14 protein-coding genes are annotated in these 15,088 nt (G+C 71.8%); 4 read left to right on the top strand and 10 right to left on the bottom strand.

Annotated features, from left to right (window positions below; genetic code table 11):
• From ACFW48_RS12380 to ACFW48_RS12370, 3 genes are read right to left on the bottom strand one after another with little or no spacing between them, the layout of a single operon-like run.
• Positions 1 to 267 carry a hypothetical protein gene (locus ACFW48_RS12380; protein WP_386313338.1) on the bottom strand — a complete coding sequence of 89 codons (267 nt, stop codon included), beginning with the start codon at positions 265 to 267 and terminating at the stop codon, positions 1 to 3.
• Between the two features lie 36 nt (positions 268 to 303).
• Positions 304 to 1,311 carry an aminoglycoside phosphotransferase family protein gene (locus tag ACFW48_RS12375; RefSeq protein ID WP_386313335.1) on the bottom strand — a complete coding sequence of 336 codons (1,008 nt, stop codon included), beginning with the start codon at positions 1,309 to 1,311 and terminating at the stop codon, positions 304 to 306.
• Between the two features lie 9 nt (positions 1,312 to 1,320).
• Entirely contained in the window at positions 1,321 to 2,643 is a 1,323-nt protein-coding gene (locus ACFW48_RS12370) for an MFS transporter (protein WP_386313333.1), read from the bottom strand.
• A gap of 71 nt (positions 2,644 to 2,714) precedes the next feature.
• Between ACFW48_RS12370 and ACFW48_RS12365 the strand changes: the two genes are divergently transcribed.
• Positions 2,715 to 3,701, top strand: coding sequence for a GlxA family transcriptional regulator (locus ACFW48_RS12365; RefSeq protein WP_386313330.1), 987 nt, complete (start codon positions 2,715 to 2,717; stop codon positions 3,699 to 3,701).
• Between the two features lie 54 nt (positions 3,702 to 3,755).
• Here the strand turns inward: ACFW48_RS12365 and katG are convergent, their stop codons facing one another.
• Positions 3,756 to 5,978 (bottom strand): catalase/peroxidase HPI, encoded by a 2,223-nt coding sequence (gene katG / locus ACFW48_RS12360; RefSeq protein WP_386313328.1) that lies wholly within the window; start codon positions 5,976 to 5,978, stop codon positions 3,756 to 3,758.
• A gap of 24 nt (positions 5,979 to 6,002) precedes the next feature.
• Entirely contained in the window at positions 6,003 to 6,449 is a 447-nt protein-coding gene (locus ACFW48_RS12355) for a Fur family transcriptional regulator (protein ID WP_386313326.1), read from the bottom strand.
• Between the two features lie 192 nt (positions 6,450 to 6,641).
• On the opposite strand from ACFW48_RS12355, the gene ACFW48_RS12350 reads away from it, so the two are divergent.
• Together ACFW48_RS12350 and ACFW48_RS12345 are read left to right on the top strand one after the other, a co-directional pair.
• Positions 6,642 to 7,742, top strand: a complete 1,101-nt coding sequence (locus ACFW48_RS12350; protein WP_386313323.1) for a DUF475 domain-containing protein — start codon at positions 6,642 to 6,644, stop codon at positions 7,740 to 7,742.
• 128 nt (positions 7,743 to 7,870) lie between these two features.
• Complete coding sequence (locus ACFW48_RS12345; protein ID WP_386313321.1) at positions 7,871 to 8,293, top strand: DUF350 domain-containing protein; 423 nt, start codon at positions 7,871 to 7,873, stop codon at positions 8,291 to 8,293.
• A 40-nt stretch (positions 8,294 to 8,333) separates the two neighbouring features.
• Here the strand turns inward: ACFW48_RS12345 and ACFW48_RS12340 are convergent, their stop codons facing one another.
• The 5 genes from ACFW48_RS12340 to ACFW48_RS12320 form a co-directional block, all read right to left on the bottom strand.
• Complete coding sequence (locus ACFW48_RS12340; protein ID WP_386313319.1) at positions 8,334 to 9,494, bottom strand: oxygenase MpaB family protein; 1,161 nt, start codon at positions 9,492 to 9,494, stop codon at positions 8,334 to 8,336.
• 13 nt (positions 9,495 to 9,507) lie between these two features.
• A complete protein-coding gene (locus ACFW48_RS12335) occupies positions 9,508 to 10,581 on the bottom strand; it encodes a polyprenyl synthetase family protein (protein WP_386313317.1) in 1,074 nt (357 codons plus the stop codon).
• Positions 10,574 to 10,858 carry a polyprenyl synthetase gene (locus ACFW48_RS12330; protein WP_386313315.1) on the bottom strand — a complete coding sequence of 95 codons (285 nt, stop codon included), beginning with the start codon at positions 10,856 to 10,858 and terminating at the stop codon, positions 10,574 to 10,576. Before ACFW48_RS12330 ends, ACFW48_RS12335 begins: the two co-directional genes overlap by 8 nt.
• A 140-nt stretch (positions 10,859 to 10,998) precedes the next feature.
• Positions 10,999 to 11,190, bottom strand: coding sequence for a hypothetical protein (locus ACFW48_RS12325; protein ID WP_386313312.1), 192 nt, complete (start codon positions 11,188 to 11,190; stop codon positions 10,999 to 11,001).
• A gap of 62 nt (positions 11,191 to 11,252) precedes the next feature.
• Positions 11,253 to 12,326 carry a polyprenyl synthetase family protein gene (locus ACFW48_RS12320; protein WP_386313310.1) on the bottom strand — a complete coding sequence of 358 codons (1,074 nt, stop codon included), beginning with the start codon at positions 12,324 to 12,326 and terminating at the stop codon, positions 11,253 to 11,255.
• Between the two features lie 823 nt (positions 12,327 to 13,149).
• On the opposite strand from ACFW48_RS12320, the gene ACFW48_RS12315 reads away from it, so the two are divergent.
• Positions 13,150 to 15,021, top strand: a complete 1,872-nt coding sequence (locus ACFW48_RS12315) for a LamG-like jellyroll fold domain-containing protein (protein WP_386313307.1) — start codon at positions 13,150 to 13,152, stop codon at positions 15,019 to 15,021.
• Positions 15,022 to 15,088: the final 67 nt, after the last annotated feature.

Below are 15,088 nucleotides of genomic sequence, written 5' to 3'. Positions count from 1 at the left end.
TCAGGGCACGTCGCCCCACCAGTCGAAGCGGCGGGGGTCGTCCGGCCTCGGGCCGTACGCGGAGCGGCCGCCCGGGCCGTAGCGGCCTATCTCGGTCGCCAGTGACACTCCCCGGCCGCGCTCCTGCTCGGTGAGGTCGGTGACGTCCAGGAGCAGACCGTCCAGGGGGCCGCCCACCAGTTGGGCGTAGACGCGCCCGGCCCGCGGCCCGGGGTCGTCGTGGTCGGCGCCGTAGACCCTGCCCCGCATGAACTCCACCTCATCCATGCCTCGCAGCCTCGCATCCGCCACTGACAACGGCGTCTAGACCGGCGGCTCGTCGAGCAGTTCCAGCAGGCAGCGGGCGCCCTCCCCGGCCACCGCGGCACCGGCGGCGCCGTGCGCGGCGGGGAACAGCCTGCCGTAGGCACCGGCCCGGCTCAGGGCACTCAGCCGCCACGCGAGGCTCACCGCACGGCGTAGCTCCGCCGTGCTCCGGCCTCCGCCCGTCCACGGCTCCAGGTAGGCGTCACGCAGCCGCGGCAGCACGTGCGGCCCGTATCGCTCGCGGGCCCGGCGGGCGGGAACCGCCAGGCTGCAGAAGGGGTGTGAGACGACGGCGTCTCCCCAGTCGAAGAACGTGAACCTGCCCGGCCCGGGGTGGAACAGCTGGCCGTCGTGCAGGTCCGCGTGGTCGAGGGAGTCCGGGACGTCCAGGGCCGAGAGTTCCGCGCACCACTCCAGGAGGCGGGGGCGCAGTTCCCGGAGGCTTTCCCGTTCCTCCGGCCGCAGCGAGGTGTGGTCGAGCCGGTCGAAGACGTCGGGCACTGCGGTGACCCGCGCGCCGGGGACCCCCAGCCGCTCGATCTCGCGGACGCGCGGCGTCAGGGCCTGCTGCATGGCGGCGTATTGGCGCAGCAGCTCTGCCCAGGCGTCGGGACCGGCGGCCTCCCGGTCGAGTACGTCCCGGAAGATCGGTCCCCCGTCGGGCAGCAGCGACCAGCCGCGGTCGGCGTCCACCGCCAGCGGCTCCAGTACGTGCTGCGGCACCCAGCGGGCCAGCGCCGCGGTCAACGGACCCTCGAAGGCACTGGCCGGCGGGTTCGCCTTGAACCAGACCGCGCCGCGCCCCTCGACGGACAGCCGCGCCAGAACGGACCAGGGCCGCAGCCGTACCCGCCGCTCCCCCGTCGCCCGCAGGCCACGGGCGGCGAGTTCGCCCTCCACCCAGCCGAGGGCCGCGGTCCGCCATGCCTCGTCCTGCCAGGGGGTCACCACGTCCTGGTGCCGCCCCCGGTCCACGACCACTGACGTCTCCGTCTCGCTCCGCATCACGCCATCTCAGCATCGCGTCCCACGGGCGGCCACCGCTTTTCGACCCGGCGGGGGCGCCGCTGTCGCGTGCGGTCCGGTACGGCGCACGGTGAGGGCAAGGAGGGCCGCGGCGGCGCATGCCGCGCCGAGGACGAACCAGACGGGGTCGTAGCCGGCGAAGGTGTCCCGGGCGACGCCGCCGAGGAAGGCGGCCAGTGCCGCGCCGACCTGGTGGGCCGCGTTGGTCCAGCCGAAGACGATGGCGCTGTCGTCACCGTAGAACCGGCGGCACAGGGCGATGACGGGCGGCACCGTGGCGAGGTCGAGGAGGCCGAAGAGGACGACGAAGGCCATCATCGGCGGCGTGACGGTCGCGCTCATGATCAGGGGCAGCGCCACCAGCAGGAGGCCGCGCAGGGTGAAGACGACGGCGAGCAGCCTGCGGGCGTCGACACGGTCGGTGAGCCATCCCGCGGCGACGGTGCCGGCGACGTTGAAGACACCGATGAGGGCGAGCAGTGTGGAGGCGGTGGTGACCGGCATGCCGTGGTCGTGGGCGGCGGGCGCGAAGTGGGTCCACATGACGCCGTTGGTCGAGGCTCCGCAGACGGCGAACGCGGCGGCGAGCAGCCAGAAGGGACCGGTGCGGGCCGCGTCACCGAGGACGGTGACGGCGCGGCGCGCGGCGCCGGGGACGGGCGGCGGCTTGGGGACGAAGACGGGGCTGCCGTAGGGGCGTCGGCCGCTGTCGGCGGGGTGGTCGCTCAGGGCGAGCCGGACGAGGAGCGCGGTGGCCAGTGCGGCGAGGGCGAGGGTGACCAGGGCGGGGCGCCAGTCGTAGTGGTCGATGGTCCAGGAAAGGGCGGGCAGGAAGACCATCTGGCCGAGGACACCGGCCGAGGCGAGGATGCCGGTGACCAGTCCGCGGCGCTCGGTGAACCAGCGGTTCGCCACGGTGGTGGCGAGGGTCATGGACAGGGCTCCGGTGCCCAGGCCGACGAGGAGGCCCCAGAAGAGGGTGAACTGCCAGGCGGCGGCCATGCCGGTGGTGAGCAGCGCTCCCCCGGCGACCACGCCCAGGGCCGTGACGGCGATCCGCCGGATCCCGAAGCGGTCCATCAGCGCGGCGGCGAACGGAGCGGTGAGGCCGTACAGGACCATGTTCAGCGACGCGGCGAGGCCGATGGAGCCGCGGGACCAGTGGAAGTCGCGCTGCAGCGGGCCCTGGAGGATGCCGGGCATGGTGGAGAAGGCACCGGCGACGACGATCGCGATTCCGGTGACGGCTGCCACCCACCAGGCGCGGTGTCCGTGGAGGAGGGTGCGGGGGTGTCGGGTCGTGTAGGGCATGCACCCCACCCTTCGCCGGGTGCGGGACACAAACCACTGGCCGGATGGACACCGAGTGAAAGGATCTGGTCATGCGAAACACGAAGGTCGACGCGGTGCACCGGGTGGTGGTGTTCGTACGTCCCGGACTGCTGCCGATGGAGCTGGGCATCGTGCACCGCCTGTTCACAACGGCCGCCGACGACGGCGGGCGGCCCTTGTACTCGGTGGTGACGTGCGCGTCCGCACCGGGCGAGGTGGCCACCGACACGGACTTCAGCATCAACGTCCCCCACGGGCCAAAGGCCCTGGAGAGCGCCGACACGGTGGTCGTGCCGGCGGCCGTGGAGGACTACGGGCCGCAGGAGCGGGGGCGGCTCGCCGCGCCGGTGCGCGCGGCCCTGGAGCGGGTTCCGGCGAGGGCCCGGCTGGCGTCCATCTGCACCGGTTCGTTCGTGCTGGCCGCGGCCGGCGCGCTGGAGGGGCGCCGGGCCACCACGCACTGGAAGTCGTGCGCCGAACTGGCCTCGCTGTACCCGGAGGTCGACGTCGATCCGGACGTGCTCTACACCGACGACCGGGGCGTGCTCACCTCGGCCGGTGTCGCCGCCGGGATCGATCTGTGCCTGCACATGATCCGTGACGACCACGGCGCGGAGGTGGCGAACACGGTGGCACGCGGCACCGTGGTGCCGCCCCATCGCGAGGGCGGCCAGGCGCAGTACATCGACCGGCCGATCCAGCAGGTGGACGACTGCTCGACGGCCGCCGCCCGCACGTACGCGCTCCAGCGGCTGGGCGAGCCCCTCACCCTCGACGAACTCGCCCGGCAGGCGGCGATGAGCGTGCGGACCCTCAACCGCCGGTTCCGGCAGGAGACCGGGGTGACGCCCATGCAGTGGCTCGGCCGGCAGCGTCTCGACTACGCCCGGCGGCTGCTGGAGCGCAGCGACGAGCCGGTCGACCGCATCGCCGCCCGTTCCGGTTTCGGCACCGGGACCGCGATGCGCCAGCACTTCCGTGAGGTGCTCGGTGTGTCACCGCGCGCGTATCGCAACACCTTCCGCGGGACGGCGTAGTACCGGGGCGTCCGGGCCGGGCGGATGGCCGGGCCCGGCCCGGACGCCGGTGGGTCAGACCAGGTCGAAGCGGTCGAGGTTCATGACCTTGACCCAGGCGGCGACGAAGTCGTGCACGAACTTCTCCTTCGCGTCGTCGCTCGCGTAGACCTCGGCGAGTGCCCGCAGCTCGGAGTTCGAGCCGAAGACCAGGTCGGCGCGGCTGCCGGCCCACTTGATCTCGCCCGTGGCGGCGTCGCGGCCCTCGAACGTGGTCTGGTCCTCGGACGTCGACTTCCACGTGGTGCCCAGGTCGAGCAGGTTGGCGAAGAAGTCGTTGGTCAGCGAGCCGGGCGTCCTGGTGAAGACGCCGAGCTGGGACTGCTGGTGGTTGGCACCGAGGACCCGCAGGCCACCGACCAGGACGGTCATCTCGGGCGCGCTCAGGGTGAGCAGGTTCGCCCGGTCGAGCAGCAGGAACTCGGCCGGCAGGCGGTTGCCCTTGCCGTAGTAGTTGCGGAACCCGTCGGCGGTCGGCTCGAGTGCCTCGAACGACTCGGCGTCGGTGTGCTCCTCCGTCGCGTCCACTCGGCCCGCGGCGAAGGGAACCTCCACCTGGAAGCCGGCTTCCTTGGCGGCCTTCTCGACGGCGGCGGTACCGCCGAGGACGATCAGGTCGGCCAGCGACACCTTCTTGGCGCCGGCGCCGGAGTTGAACTCCTGCCGGACGCCCTCCAGGACCCGCAGGACCTGCGCCAGTTCGTCGGGCTCGTTGACCTCCCAGCCGCGCTGCGGCTGCAGGCGGATGCGGGCGCCGTTGGCACCGCCGCGCTTGTCGCTGCCGCGGAAGGTGGACGCCGAGGCCCACGCGGTGGACACCAGCTGCGCGACGGACAGGCCGGACTCGAGGAGCTTGGTCTTGAGGGTCGCGACGTCCTCGGCGTCGATGGCCTCGCCCTCGGCCTCGGGCAGCGGGTCCTGCCAGAGCAGGGTCTCCTCCGGGACTTCGGGGCCGAGGTACAGGGACTTCGGGCCCATGTCACGGTGGGTCAGCTTGTACCAGGCACGGGCGAAGGCGTCCGCGAACTCCTCCGGGTTCTCGTAGAAGCGGCGGGAGATCGGCTCGTAGACCGGGTCGTAGCGCAGCGACAGGTCGGTGGTGAGCATCTTCGGGCGGTGCCTCTTCGACGGGTCGTGCGCGTCGGGGACGATCTCCGGGGCGTCCTTCGCCACCCACTGGTTGGCGCCGGCCGGGCTCTGCTCCAGCTCGTACTCGAACTCGAAGAGGTTCTTGAAGAACCCGTTGCTCCACCGGGTCGGGGTCGTGGTCCAGGTGACCTCCAGGCCGGAGGTGATGGCGTCCCCGCCCTTGCCCGTGCCGTAGGTGCTCCGCCAGCCCAGGCCCTGCTCCTCCATGGAGGCGGCCTCGGGGTCGTTGCCGACGTGGTCGGCCGGACCGGCACCGTGGGTCTTGCCGAAGGTGTGGCCACCGGCGATCAGCGCGACGGTCTCCTCGTCGTTCATCGCCATGCGGCGGAACGTCTCCCGGATGTCGCGGGCGGCGGCGATCGGGTCCGGATTGCCGTTCGGGCCCTCCGGATTGACGTAGATCAGGCCCATCTGGACCGCGCCGAGCGGGTTCTCCAGCTCACGGTCGCCGGTGTAGCGCTCGTCGTCGAGCCAGGTCGTCTCGGGACCCCAGTAGACGTCCTCCTCGGCTTCCCAGACGTCGGCGCGGCCACCGGCGAAGCCGAAGGTCTCGAAGCCCATCTGCTCCAGGGCGACGTTGCCGGTGAGGACCAGCAGGTCGGCCCAGGAGATGTGCTGGCCGTACTTCTTCTTGACGGGCCACAGCAGGCGGCGGGCCTTGTCGAGGTTGCCGTTGTCCGGCCAGCTGTTGAGCGGCGCGAAGCGCTGCTGGCCGGCGCCGGCGCCGCCGCGGCCGTCGCTGATGCGGTAGGTGCCCGCGCTGTGCCAGGCCATACGGATCATCAGCGGGCCGTAGTGCCCGAAGTCGGCGGGCCACCAGTCCTGCGAGGTGGTCAGCACCTCGGCGATGTCCCGCTTCACGGCCGGCAGGTCGAGGGCGTCGAACGCCGCCGCGTAGTCGAACTCCTCACCCAGCGGGTTGGCGACGACCGGGTTCTTGGCGAGGATCTTCAGGTTGAGCCGCTCCGGCCACCACTGACGGTTTCCGCCTCCCTGCGTGGGGTGCGGGGCGCGTCCGTGGGCGACCGGGCAGCCACCCGCCTCCTCGGTTTTCGCGTCGGTCACGATGGCGTCGTGGTTCTCGGACATGGGAATCCTTCCGAACGGGGCGGATCAAAGTGCTGGGGAACTGCCGGAGGTGGAGCAGTCGGGGCACAGGCCCCGGTAGATGACCTCGGCCTCGTCTATCGAGAAGCCGTGGTCGTCGGAGGCGGTCAGGCAGGGCGCCTCACCGACGGCGCAGTCGACGTCGGCGAGCGCACCGCAGGACCGGCACAGGACGTGGTGGTGGTTGTCCCCCACCCGTCCCTCGAACCGCGCCGGGCCGCCGGGCGGTTGGATGCGGCGCACGAGTCCCGCCGCGGTGAGCGCGTGCAGGCCCTCGTACACGGCCTGGAGGGAGACGTGGCCCACGCGCAGGCGCACCCCGGACGCGATCGCCTCGACGCCGAGGTGATCGCCTCGTCGGACGGTCTCGAGCAGCGCGAGACGGGCGGCGGTCACGCGCAGGCCGACCCCGCGCAGTTCCGCGGCGACGGCCGGATCCCGGGATGCGGTCATGGCGGCGAACCTACTCCCGTAAACACGAACCGCTCAAGGAAACGAACCGATCCATTTCAGTGACTGCCTGGTGCCGTACCCGGCCTGCCCCGGTGACGGCGGACGATCGTGGTAGACAACGTCGGTGAGGGGCACTGGCAACGAAAAGCCACATCCCGGCACAGCGCGACAACAGGAGTGAGTGAGCAGCCCGTGCTATTGAAGACGTTCCGTTGGGCCTTCGTCGTCACTGCCCTGGGCCTGGCCGCGGGAGTGCTGTACGACGGGTGGACCGCCTTCGGCCTCGTGGCCATCCTCGCCGTGCTGGAGATCTCCCTGTCCTTCGACAACGCGGTGATCAACGCCGGGATCCTGAAGAAGATGAGCGCCTTCTGGCAGAAGATCTTCCTCACCGTCGGCATCCTGATCGCCGTCTTCGGCATGCGCCTGGTCTTCCCGGTGGTGATCGTGGCGATCAGCGCCCGGCTGAACCCGTGGTCCGCGGTCCACCTGGCGCTGACCGACAAGCAGCGCTATCAGGAGCTGGTGACGGACGCCCATCCGTCGATCGCCGCCTTCGGTGGCATGTTCCTCCTGATGATCTTCCTCGACTTCGTCTTCACGGACCGGGAGATCAAGTGGCTCGGCCCGCTGGAGCGCCCGCTGGCCAAGCTCGGCAGGGTCGACATGCTGTCGGCCTGCATCGCCCTGATCGTGCTGCTCGTCGCGGCGGTCACCGTCGGCGCCCATGCCCACCAGCACGGCGGCACCCACGTCGACAAGACGGAGACGGTCCTCCTCGCCGGTGTCGCCGGTCTGATCACCTACATGGTCGTCGGCGGTCTCTCCGGCTACTTCGAGGGGAAGCTCGAGCGGGAGGAAGAGCGCGAGCACGCGGCCGAGGAAGAGGCCGAACGCGCCGGCAAGCCCCGCTCGGCCGTCGCCCTCACCGGCAAGGCCGCGTTCTTCATGTTCCTGTACCTGGAGGTCCTGGACGCGTCCTTCTCCTTCGACGGCGTCATCGGCGCCTTCGCCATCACCAACGACATCGTGCTGATGGCGATCGGCCTGGGCATCGGCGCCATGTACGTCCGGTCGCTCACCGTGTACCTGGTCCGCCAGGGCACCCTCGACGACTACGTCTACCTGGAGCACGGCGCCCACTACGCCATCGGCGCCCTCGCCACCGTCCTCCTGGTGACCATCCAGTACGAGATCAACGACATCGTCACCGGTCTCATCGGCGTGGTCCTGATCAGCGCCTCCTTCTGGTCCTCGGTGCGCCGCAACCGCGCACTGGCGGCGGCCTCCTGACTCCGCGTCCGGCCGAATTCCCGGATTGCCGGACCGCAGGAGTCAAGGGGCCGAACGGGTGCGCTAGATTTTGCAGCGCCTTGACCACGATCACTCACGATCTCTCACGCTACGGAGCCGGCAACCCCATGAGCGACATCGTCAACGGACTCGGCCGTGCCACCGCCTACGGCGGCCTGGGCCTGGTCCTCCTGGTCCTCGGCATCGTCCTGGTCGACGTGCTGACGCCCGGAAAGCTCGGCCGGCAGATCTGGGAGCAGCGCAACCGCAACGCGGCCATGGTGCTCAGCTCCGCGCTGCTCGGCATCGGCGGCATCGTGTTCACCTCCATCTGGACGACGTACGAGGACTTCGGCAAGGGCCTGGTGTCCACCGCGGCGTTCGGGCTTCTGGGGCTCGTGATGATGGCCGTGGCCTTCCTCGTCATCGACCTGATCACCCCGGGCCGGCTGGGCGCGACGCTGGTCGAGCCGGAGCCCCACCCCGCGGTGTGGGTGACGGCCTCCTGCAACCTGGCCGTCTCCGCGGTCATTTCGGCCTCCATCGCTTGACGGGGTTCCTCGGGGCCGGCCCGCCCGCGCACACCGTGACTCAGGAGACGGTCGCGGGCGGCGGGGTCCATCGACGGGTGCGGGCGGCGGCACCGGAGACGCCGTAGTCCTTCTTCAGTTGTTCGGGGATGGCGTAGTGCATGACGCGTCCACGGGTGAGGGAGGACAGTTCGAGGATCGTGGTGAGGTGGCCGAGCCGGTCCAGCGCCCACGCGCCCATGGGTGAGCGGTCCTCGATCGTCTCCAGGACGCCGAGGAGGCGCGGGGCGGCCTTCACCAAGGTGTCCCAACGGGTGCGGGGTACGTCCAGCCAGTCGGCGCACGTGTCCCCGACGAGGTAGCGGATCAGGGCCGAGACGACCGGGTCGAAGAGGGTGCCGGGGACTACTTCCTCGTACAGGTCGATCAGCTGCCTCGTCAGATGGGCGCCCTCCTCGGAAGGGCCCATGTGGCGCAGCATGTACAGGTCGAGGAACTGCCGCCCTTCGTCGAGCGTGGTGGGCACGGCCGCCTGGTCGACGCCGAGGACGGCACCGACCACGCGCCAGGCGTAGAAGTACGCGTCCGCTCCTTCGGCGGTCATGTGGATGCCGAGACGGTGCAGGCTGTCCAGGACGAGCAGGGAGAAGAACATCTGCCCGCCGATCATGTCCTCCTGGCAGATCGGTACGCCGAGGGTGTCGGTGTCCCAGCGCTTCTCCCGCTTCAGGTGGTGGCGGATGGCGGCGTGCAGCAGGCGTACCTTCTGGGCGGCCGGGATGAAGCGTCCGCCGGCCTCGAACGCGTCCGGTCGCATGAGGTAGACGGTGAACTGGCCGGTCTCCGCCATGCGTTTGGAGGGGTAGCTCAGCCCGTGGGTGGCCGACAGCAGCTGGGCGACGTGCGGGACGACGTAGCAGGCGGGCATCGACGCGAACGACAACGCGGTGGAGATGTGCACGTTGTTGTCGATGAAGAACAGGCGGGCCTTCTCCATCTCGGCCCAGTCCACCCAGTGCGGCGGCGTGCCGGTTGCCCGCAGGTACTCCCGGGCGACCCCCGGAAGGCCGTCCGGGAGTTCCTGGCCGGCGGTGGAGACGTAACGCATCAGGGAGTTGAACTTGCCGACCTCGCCGCGCTCGAAAAGGGTGGCGACGACGGCGTCGGCCAGTTCGTCGCCGCTGCCGCGCAGTGCGTCCATCGACGTCTCGGTGTAGGTCATCGCGGTCTCCTCGTCAGTGGATGCGGTCGGTGGCCCGCTGTGCGAGCTCGCGCAGTGCCCGGCGCGCCCGCGGTGGTGTCCCGGCGGCGTCCAGGGCGCGGGCGGCCCGCTCGACGCGGGTGCGGATCATCCGCTCGACCCGTTGCGGCGCCTTCAGTTCCAGCATGAGGTCCCGTACCTCGCGCAGATGGGTTTCGTCCAGGTCGCCGCGGCCCAGCACGTGGCGCAGCCGCTCCCGCTGGGAGGCGTCGGCGGTCCGCCAGGTCTCGGCCAGCAGTGCGGTGGGCCGGTGGGCGCGCAGGTCGTCCAGGCCCGCCTTGCCGGTGCGCTCCGGGTCGCCGAACAGGCCGAGCAGGTCGTCGCGCAGCTGGAAGGCCTCACCGAGCGGCAGGCCGTAGGCGGAGTAGGTGTCCCGCAGCGCGGCGGGGGCGCCGGCGAGCAGGCCGCCGATGAGCAGGGGGTGCTCGACGGTGTACTTGGCGGTCTTGTACCGGACCACCTTGAGGGAGGTCGCGGTGTCCGGTGGTCCGCCGGTGTGCAGGATCTCCAGGCACTCGCCGGCGATGAGTTCGCGGGCCAGCGCGGCCCACAGGCCCCGGGCGCGGGCGAGGTAGGCGGCGGGGAGACCGCTGGTGGTGAACAGCTGCCCGGCGAGGGCCATCAGGTGATCGCCCACGAGCATGGCCAGGGACCGGGCGGCCGTGCGGACCCGGCGGCCGTCCCGGGCCGGCCCGGGGGCCGCCGTCAGTACGGTTTCCAGGGCGACGTGGGTGGTGGGCAGGCCGTGGCGCAGGCCGCTGTCGTCGATGAGGTCGTCGTGGACGACCGCCGCGGCGTGCACCAGTTCCATGGCGGCCGCCGCCCGTACCAGGGCGTCGCTGTCCGGTTGCCCGGCCGCCCGCCAGCCCCAGTAGCAGAAGGCCGCTCGCAGCCGTTTGCCGTGCCCGGCCGCGTTCCGCAACTGCCCGGCCACGGGTGCGAGAGCGTCGTCGAGGGCCACGAGGTGGCCGGCCTCCTCGTCGAGGAAGCTCCGCAGGACGCCGTCGACGCGGGTTTTGAAGGCGGCCGGGTCCCAGGGTTCAGACATCGCCGCCGTCGGCCGCCCGCCGTGCCCGTACGTGCTGGGCGAGTACCTCCAGGTGGGCGGGGGGCACGTTCGTGCACCGGTCCAGCGCGAGCCTGCCCCGGGCCTGGAGATCCCGTTCCGCCTCCCGCACCAGGTCGGCGGTGTCCGAACGGCCGAGGAGCCCGCGCAGCCCGCCCACCGCCGAGCCGATCGTGCTCACCGCCAGGTGGGCGAGTCCGGCGACCAGCAGCACGGCCTGGCCGTCCGGTCCCGAGCCCTGTCGCGTCGAGTGCGTCATGCTTCTCCCCCAGGGGATCGCGTCGTCACGGATGCGCCTGGTCAGCGGCGCATCCGGTCAGAGCATGACCGGACGCACGGGGCGGAAGATCCCGAATTCCCCTTTGAGCGACATGGGGAACAGGTGTCAGACGGGCCGGTTCAGTCGCCCGAGTCGTTGTGACCGCCCCCGCGGCGGCCGGAACTCTTCGAGCCGCGCACCAGTTCGCCCGCCGCCAGGGTCACGGCGGACACCGCGCGCACCCAGCGCGGACCGCCCCGCGCCGCCCACACGACGCAGACACACCCTCCGACGACGGCCACGATGCCAACGGACAGGACCAACTCGGCCATTATCCTCCCTTCCCTTCCTTCGGTTCTTCCCGCGATCCGCGACGAGGTGCGCGTTCGCGGGTTCACCCCGCCCGTTCCACGCTCCACCGCGGCAGAAGCTCGAAGAAGGTGACCGCCTCCTCGCGCCACCGCGGACGCCAGCCCTCGGCCACCAGGCGGGCCCGCTCGGCGTAGTCCCGCATGTCCGCCCGCATCCGGTCGGCGACACCGCGGCGCTCTCCGATCTCGCGGACCGCGGCGACGGCCTCCGGCGTGCAGGCGGGGTTTCCCAGCGCCTCCTCGACGACGGCGCGCTCGGCGCCGCTCACGGCGGACAGCAGGCGGGCGACGGTGTAACTGCGCCGGCCCTCGCGGATGTCGGTGCCGGTCGGCTTGCCCATGGCGGCCGCGTCGCCGAACAGGTCCAGGTAGTCGTCGCGCAGCTGCCCGCAGATGCCGACCAGTCGCGCGTAGCGACGCAACTCCTCCTCGTGGGCGGTCGGTTCTTCGCCCGCGGCCAGGAGTCCGAGCTGCAAGGGGGCGAGGACCGAGTAGCGGGCCGACTTGTGGTCGGCCACTGCGTGCAGGATCTCGTCGTCCGGGACCGCGGTGGCGAAGTCGCGCTCCAGGTCGACGATCTGGCCCACGAACGTGTCCGCCGCGGCCCGTGTCTGCACCTCGACCATGGCCTGACGCACCTCGACCGGGAGCCCCGCGTCCAGGAGCACGCGCAGCGAGAGAGCGAGCGCGAGGTCGCCCGCGAGTACGGTGAGCCCGAGCGCCGCCCGCGGATGGCGGGGGAACCGCTCCCGGTAGGCGTAGTAGGTCGTAGGCCCGCCCCGGCGGGTGGCGCTGTCGTCGATGAGGTCGTCGTGCACCAGGCCGTGGGTCTGGAGGAGTTCGATGCTCAGCGCGGCGGCGTCCAGCCCCTCGACCGGCTCGTCACTCACCAGCCGCGCGGCCTCGTGGAGCAGTACCACCCGCATCCGCTTGCCGCCGCGCAGGGACAGGTCGCGCAGCAGTTCCAGGCAGTCCGGGGTGAAGCGGCTGAACGACGGCGCGTCCAGCGTCGCGCCCAGTGTGTCGAAGTACTCCGCGAAGAGCGTGTTGAACCGTCGCTCGTACCGGGCGACCCGGTCCAGCGGTTGCTCGGTCATGGCGAAGTCCTCCTGGGGGCTGAGCGGGTGCCACGCGATCAGTGTGTCAGGGGGCGTCCGGCCACGGAGCGGCACGGTCCAGTGCGCCCGTTCTCGACACCGCTGGCCCCGGGTTGCGACCCGGGACCGGCGTACGTGCACGGTCTGGCGGCCGAGCGGTTGCGCGGGCGGCAGCGCGGCACGCTCGCCGCGCACTACGGCGTCCCCCGGACGAAGGCGCACGACGCGCTGGACGACACCCGGGAGCCGAGGGGTGTGCTGCGCGCCTCGCTGCGTCAGGCGAGCGACGGTCCGACCGGGCAGAACCGTCAGCGTGGACCTCGCCACGCTGCCGCCCTCGGCCCACAAGGTCGTCATCGCCGCCGCCGTCGACGGCTCCCCCGCGTTCGGCGACGTCGGTGCCCTGCACATCGGCGTCGACGCCGCCGACTGACCGCCGCCCGTGCTCAGCAGCCCTGCCACAGCCGGGTCATCACCCGTACCCCGAAGCGCAGTCCCTCCAGCGGCACCCGTTCGTCGACGCCGTGGAACAGCGCTTGACCTGCTTCAGCGCCTCGGTCAACAGCGCGCCGACAGGCGATCCGCGCACGCGATCCGGAGGCCGCGGACCGGTCGATGGCCGAGCACATGCGGATGGCCGGCGCACGGCTGCGCGCCTCGGTGGACGGCGAGGCCTGAGCATCCTCCGGGCCGACTCCCGCAGCACCAGCCCCTCCAGTAGCCCGCCGCGCACCATGCGGCGTTCAGCTCACCGTCGCCACGAGGTCACGGCCGCTGAGCACCGTGAGCCGCGCACGGTGAACTTCCCGGTTCTGGAGGCCAGATGAGCACGGCGGAACAGCACGAGAGCCCCGGCAGACGCACGGTACTGAGAGCGGCCGTGGCCGGCGGGGTGGCCACGGCGGCGGTCGGGGCCTTGGACGCGGTGCCCGCGCGGGCCGCGGAGTCGGCCGGCGGCAGGCGGTTCGACTCCGACAGCGCGCGTTTCACGCTGGCCGTCCTGCCGGACACGCAGTACCTCTTCGACGCAGACAGCAGCGACCCGGCACCACTGCGGGAGACCTTCCGCTACCTCGCCGCCGACCGGTCCGAGGCCAACATCGCCTTCATGACCCACCTCGGCGACGTCACCGAGCACGGCACCGAGGACGAGATCCGGCGGGCCGCCCAGACCTTCCGCACGCTGCACGGCAAGGTGCCCTACAGCGTGCTCGCGGGCAACCACGACATCGCCTCGTCGACGGACGACCAGCGCGGCGACTCCGCCTATCTGAGGGAGTTCGGGCCCGGGCGCTACGCCTCGATGCCGACCTTCCGGGGCGCCTCGCCCGACGGCTACAACAGCTACCACGTCCTGCGTGCCGCGGGCCGCGAGTGGCTGGTCCTCGCCCTGGACTGGCGGATCTCCGACAAGGGGCTGGCCTGGGCCCAGGGCGTGCTCGACGCGCACCCGACCCTGCCCGCCGTCCTCACCACGCACGACCTGGCCTGGGCGGAGGAGGACGGCTCGGCGTCCCTCTCGGGCAACGGGCGGCGGCTGTGGGACGGCCTCGTCCGCGGCAACGACCAGATCTTCCTGGCCCTGGGCGGGCACTACTGGCCGCCCGGCCGGACGGTTCTCACCAACGACGCCGACAACGATGTCCACGTCCACATCACCAACTACCAGGACCGCTACTACGGCGGCGCCGGCATGATCCGCGCCTACGGGTTCGACCTGGTGCGCAACGTGATCGACGTGGAGACGTTCGCGCCGTGGTTCCTGGCCCGCGATCCCGAGCGGCGTGCGCCGTTGGAGGCCGAGACGGTCGAACTGACCGGCCCTGCCGACCGGTTCAGCCTGAGCATCGACTTCGACGAGCGCTTCCGGGGCTTCTCCCCCGTCGTGGTGCCGAAGCCCCGTCCCGCCTCCGCGGTGATGCCGCGCGGCACGGTCGCCTACTGGCGGTTCGACACCTCCGGCATGACGACCGCCCCGGACGGCGGCCCGGTCACGGACGGTTCCGTCGTGCGCGACCTGTCCGGCCACGGCAACGACCTCACCGTCGGCCGGTTGCACGCCAGTGGCCCGGAGGCGCTCACCTGGTCGCCGGACCACCATCCCGGGCAGCCGGCGCACGCCAGCCTCCGGTTCGACGGCGGCAAGGCGCCGGACCGCGGGGCCGTCCTGCGTACGGGGCCGAAGGCGCCGCTGAACAGCGAGAGGTTCCCGCGCGGGTACACCATCGAGACCTTCGTGCGGCTGCCCGAGCCGTTCGAGGGCGATCACGGCTGGATGGGCATCCTCAGCTGGGAGGGGCGCAACGGGGACGCGGGCAAGACCACCGGCTGGTCCCCGCTGGAACCCACGTGCAGCCTCAACCTGTCCCCGGAGCGGTTCCTGCAGTTCGTCGTCTACCCGCACCGCCAGGACGCGGACCCCACCTCGTGGAGCCACGCCGTACCGGTGGGCCGCTGGATGCACATCGCCGTCGTGAACGACGGCCGCCGCACCGTCATGTACGTGGACGGCTCGAAGATCGCCCGCAATCCGACGGCGCCCTCGACCGGCATCGCCACCCTCGGCAAACCCTTCGTGCTCGGCGCCACGCAGTTCGACGAGGCCTTCGGACAGGGCTTCTACGGCTGGATCGGCGACACCCGCATCGTCGACCGGCCGCTGCGGACCCGGGACTTCCTCACCCCGTTCGACTGACGCCCGCTCCCCGCGCCGGGCGACGAAGCCGCCGGGGCGCACCAGCGCCGTGCCGCCCCGGCGACTG

The organism is Streptomyces sp. NPDC058812 (assembly GCF_042744565.1).
GTDB classification, from domain to species: domain Bacteria; phylum Actinomycetota; class Actinomycetes; order Streptomycetales; family Streptomycetaceae; genus Streptomyces; species Streptomyces thinghirensis.
This window is presented reverse-complemented; position numbering and strand designations above follow the sequence as displayed.

Coding starts and splice junctions, on each gene's coding strand:
- ACFW48_RS12375 (WP_386313335.1), bottom strand. CDS start 1,311: ATGCGGAGCGAGACGGAGACGTCAGTGGTCGTGGACCGGGGGCGGCAC.
- ACFW48_RS12380 (WP_386313338.1), bottom strand. CDS start 267: ATGGATGAGGTGGAGTTCATGCGGGGCAGGGTCTACGGCGCCGACCAC.
- ACFW48_RS12340 (WP_386313319.1), bottom strand. CDS start 9,494: ATGACCTACACCGAGACGTCGATGGACGCACTGCGCGGCAGCGGCGAC.
- ACFW48_RS12370 (WP_386313333.1), bottom strand. CDS start 2,643: ATGCCCTACACGACCCGACACCCCCGCACCCTCCTCCACGGACACCGC.
- ACFW48_RS12355 (WP_386313326.1), bottom strand. CDS start 6,449: ATGACCGCATCCCGGGATCCGGCCGTCGCCGCGGAACTGCGCGGGGTC.
- ACFW48_RS12320 (WP_386313310.1), bottom strand. CDS start 12,326: ATGACCGAGCAACCGCTGGACCGGGTCGCCCGGTACGAGCGACGGTTC.
- ACFW48_RS12315 (WP_386313307.1), top strand. CDS start 13,150: ATGAGCACGGCGGAACAGCACGAGAGCCCCGGCAGACGCACGGTACTG.
- ACFW48_RS12365 (WP_386313330.1), top strand. CDS start 2,715: ATGCGAAACACGAAGGTCGACGCGGTGCACCGGGTGGTGGTGTTCGTA.
- katG (WP_386313328.1), bottom strand. CDS start 5,978: ATGTCCGAGAACCACGACGCCATCGTGACCGACGCGAAAACCGAGGAG.
- ACFW48_RS12335 (WP_386313317.1), bottom strand. CDS start 10,581: ATGTCTGAACCCTGGGACCCGGCCGCCTTCAAAACCCGCGTCGACGGC.
- ACFW48_RS12325 (WP_386313312.1), bottom strand. CDS start 11,190: ATGGCCGAGTTGGTCCTGTCCGTTGGCATCGTGGCCGTCGTCGGAGGG.
- ACFW48_RS12330 (WP_386313315.1), bottom strand. CDS start 10,858: ATGACGCACTCGACGCGACAGGGCTCGGGACCGGACGGCCAGGCCGTG.
- ACFW48_RS12345 (WP_386313321.1), top strand. CDS start 7,871: ATGAGCGACATCGTCAACGGACTCGGCCGTGCCACCGCCTACGGCGGC.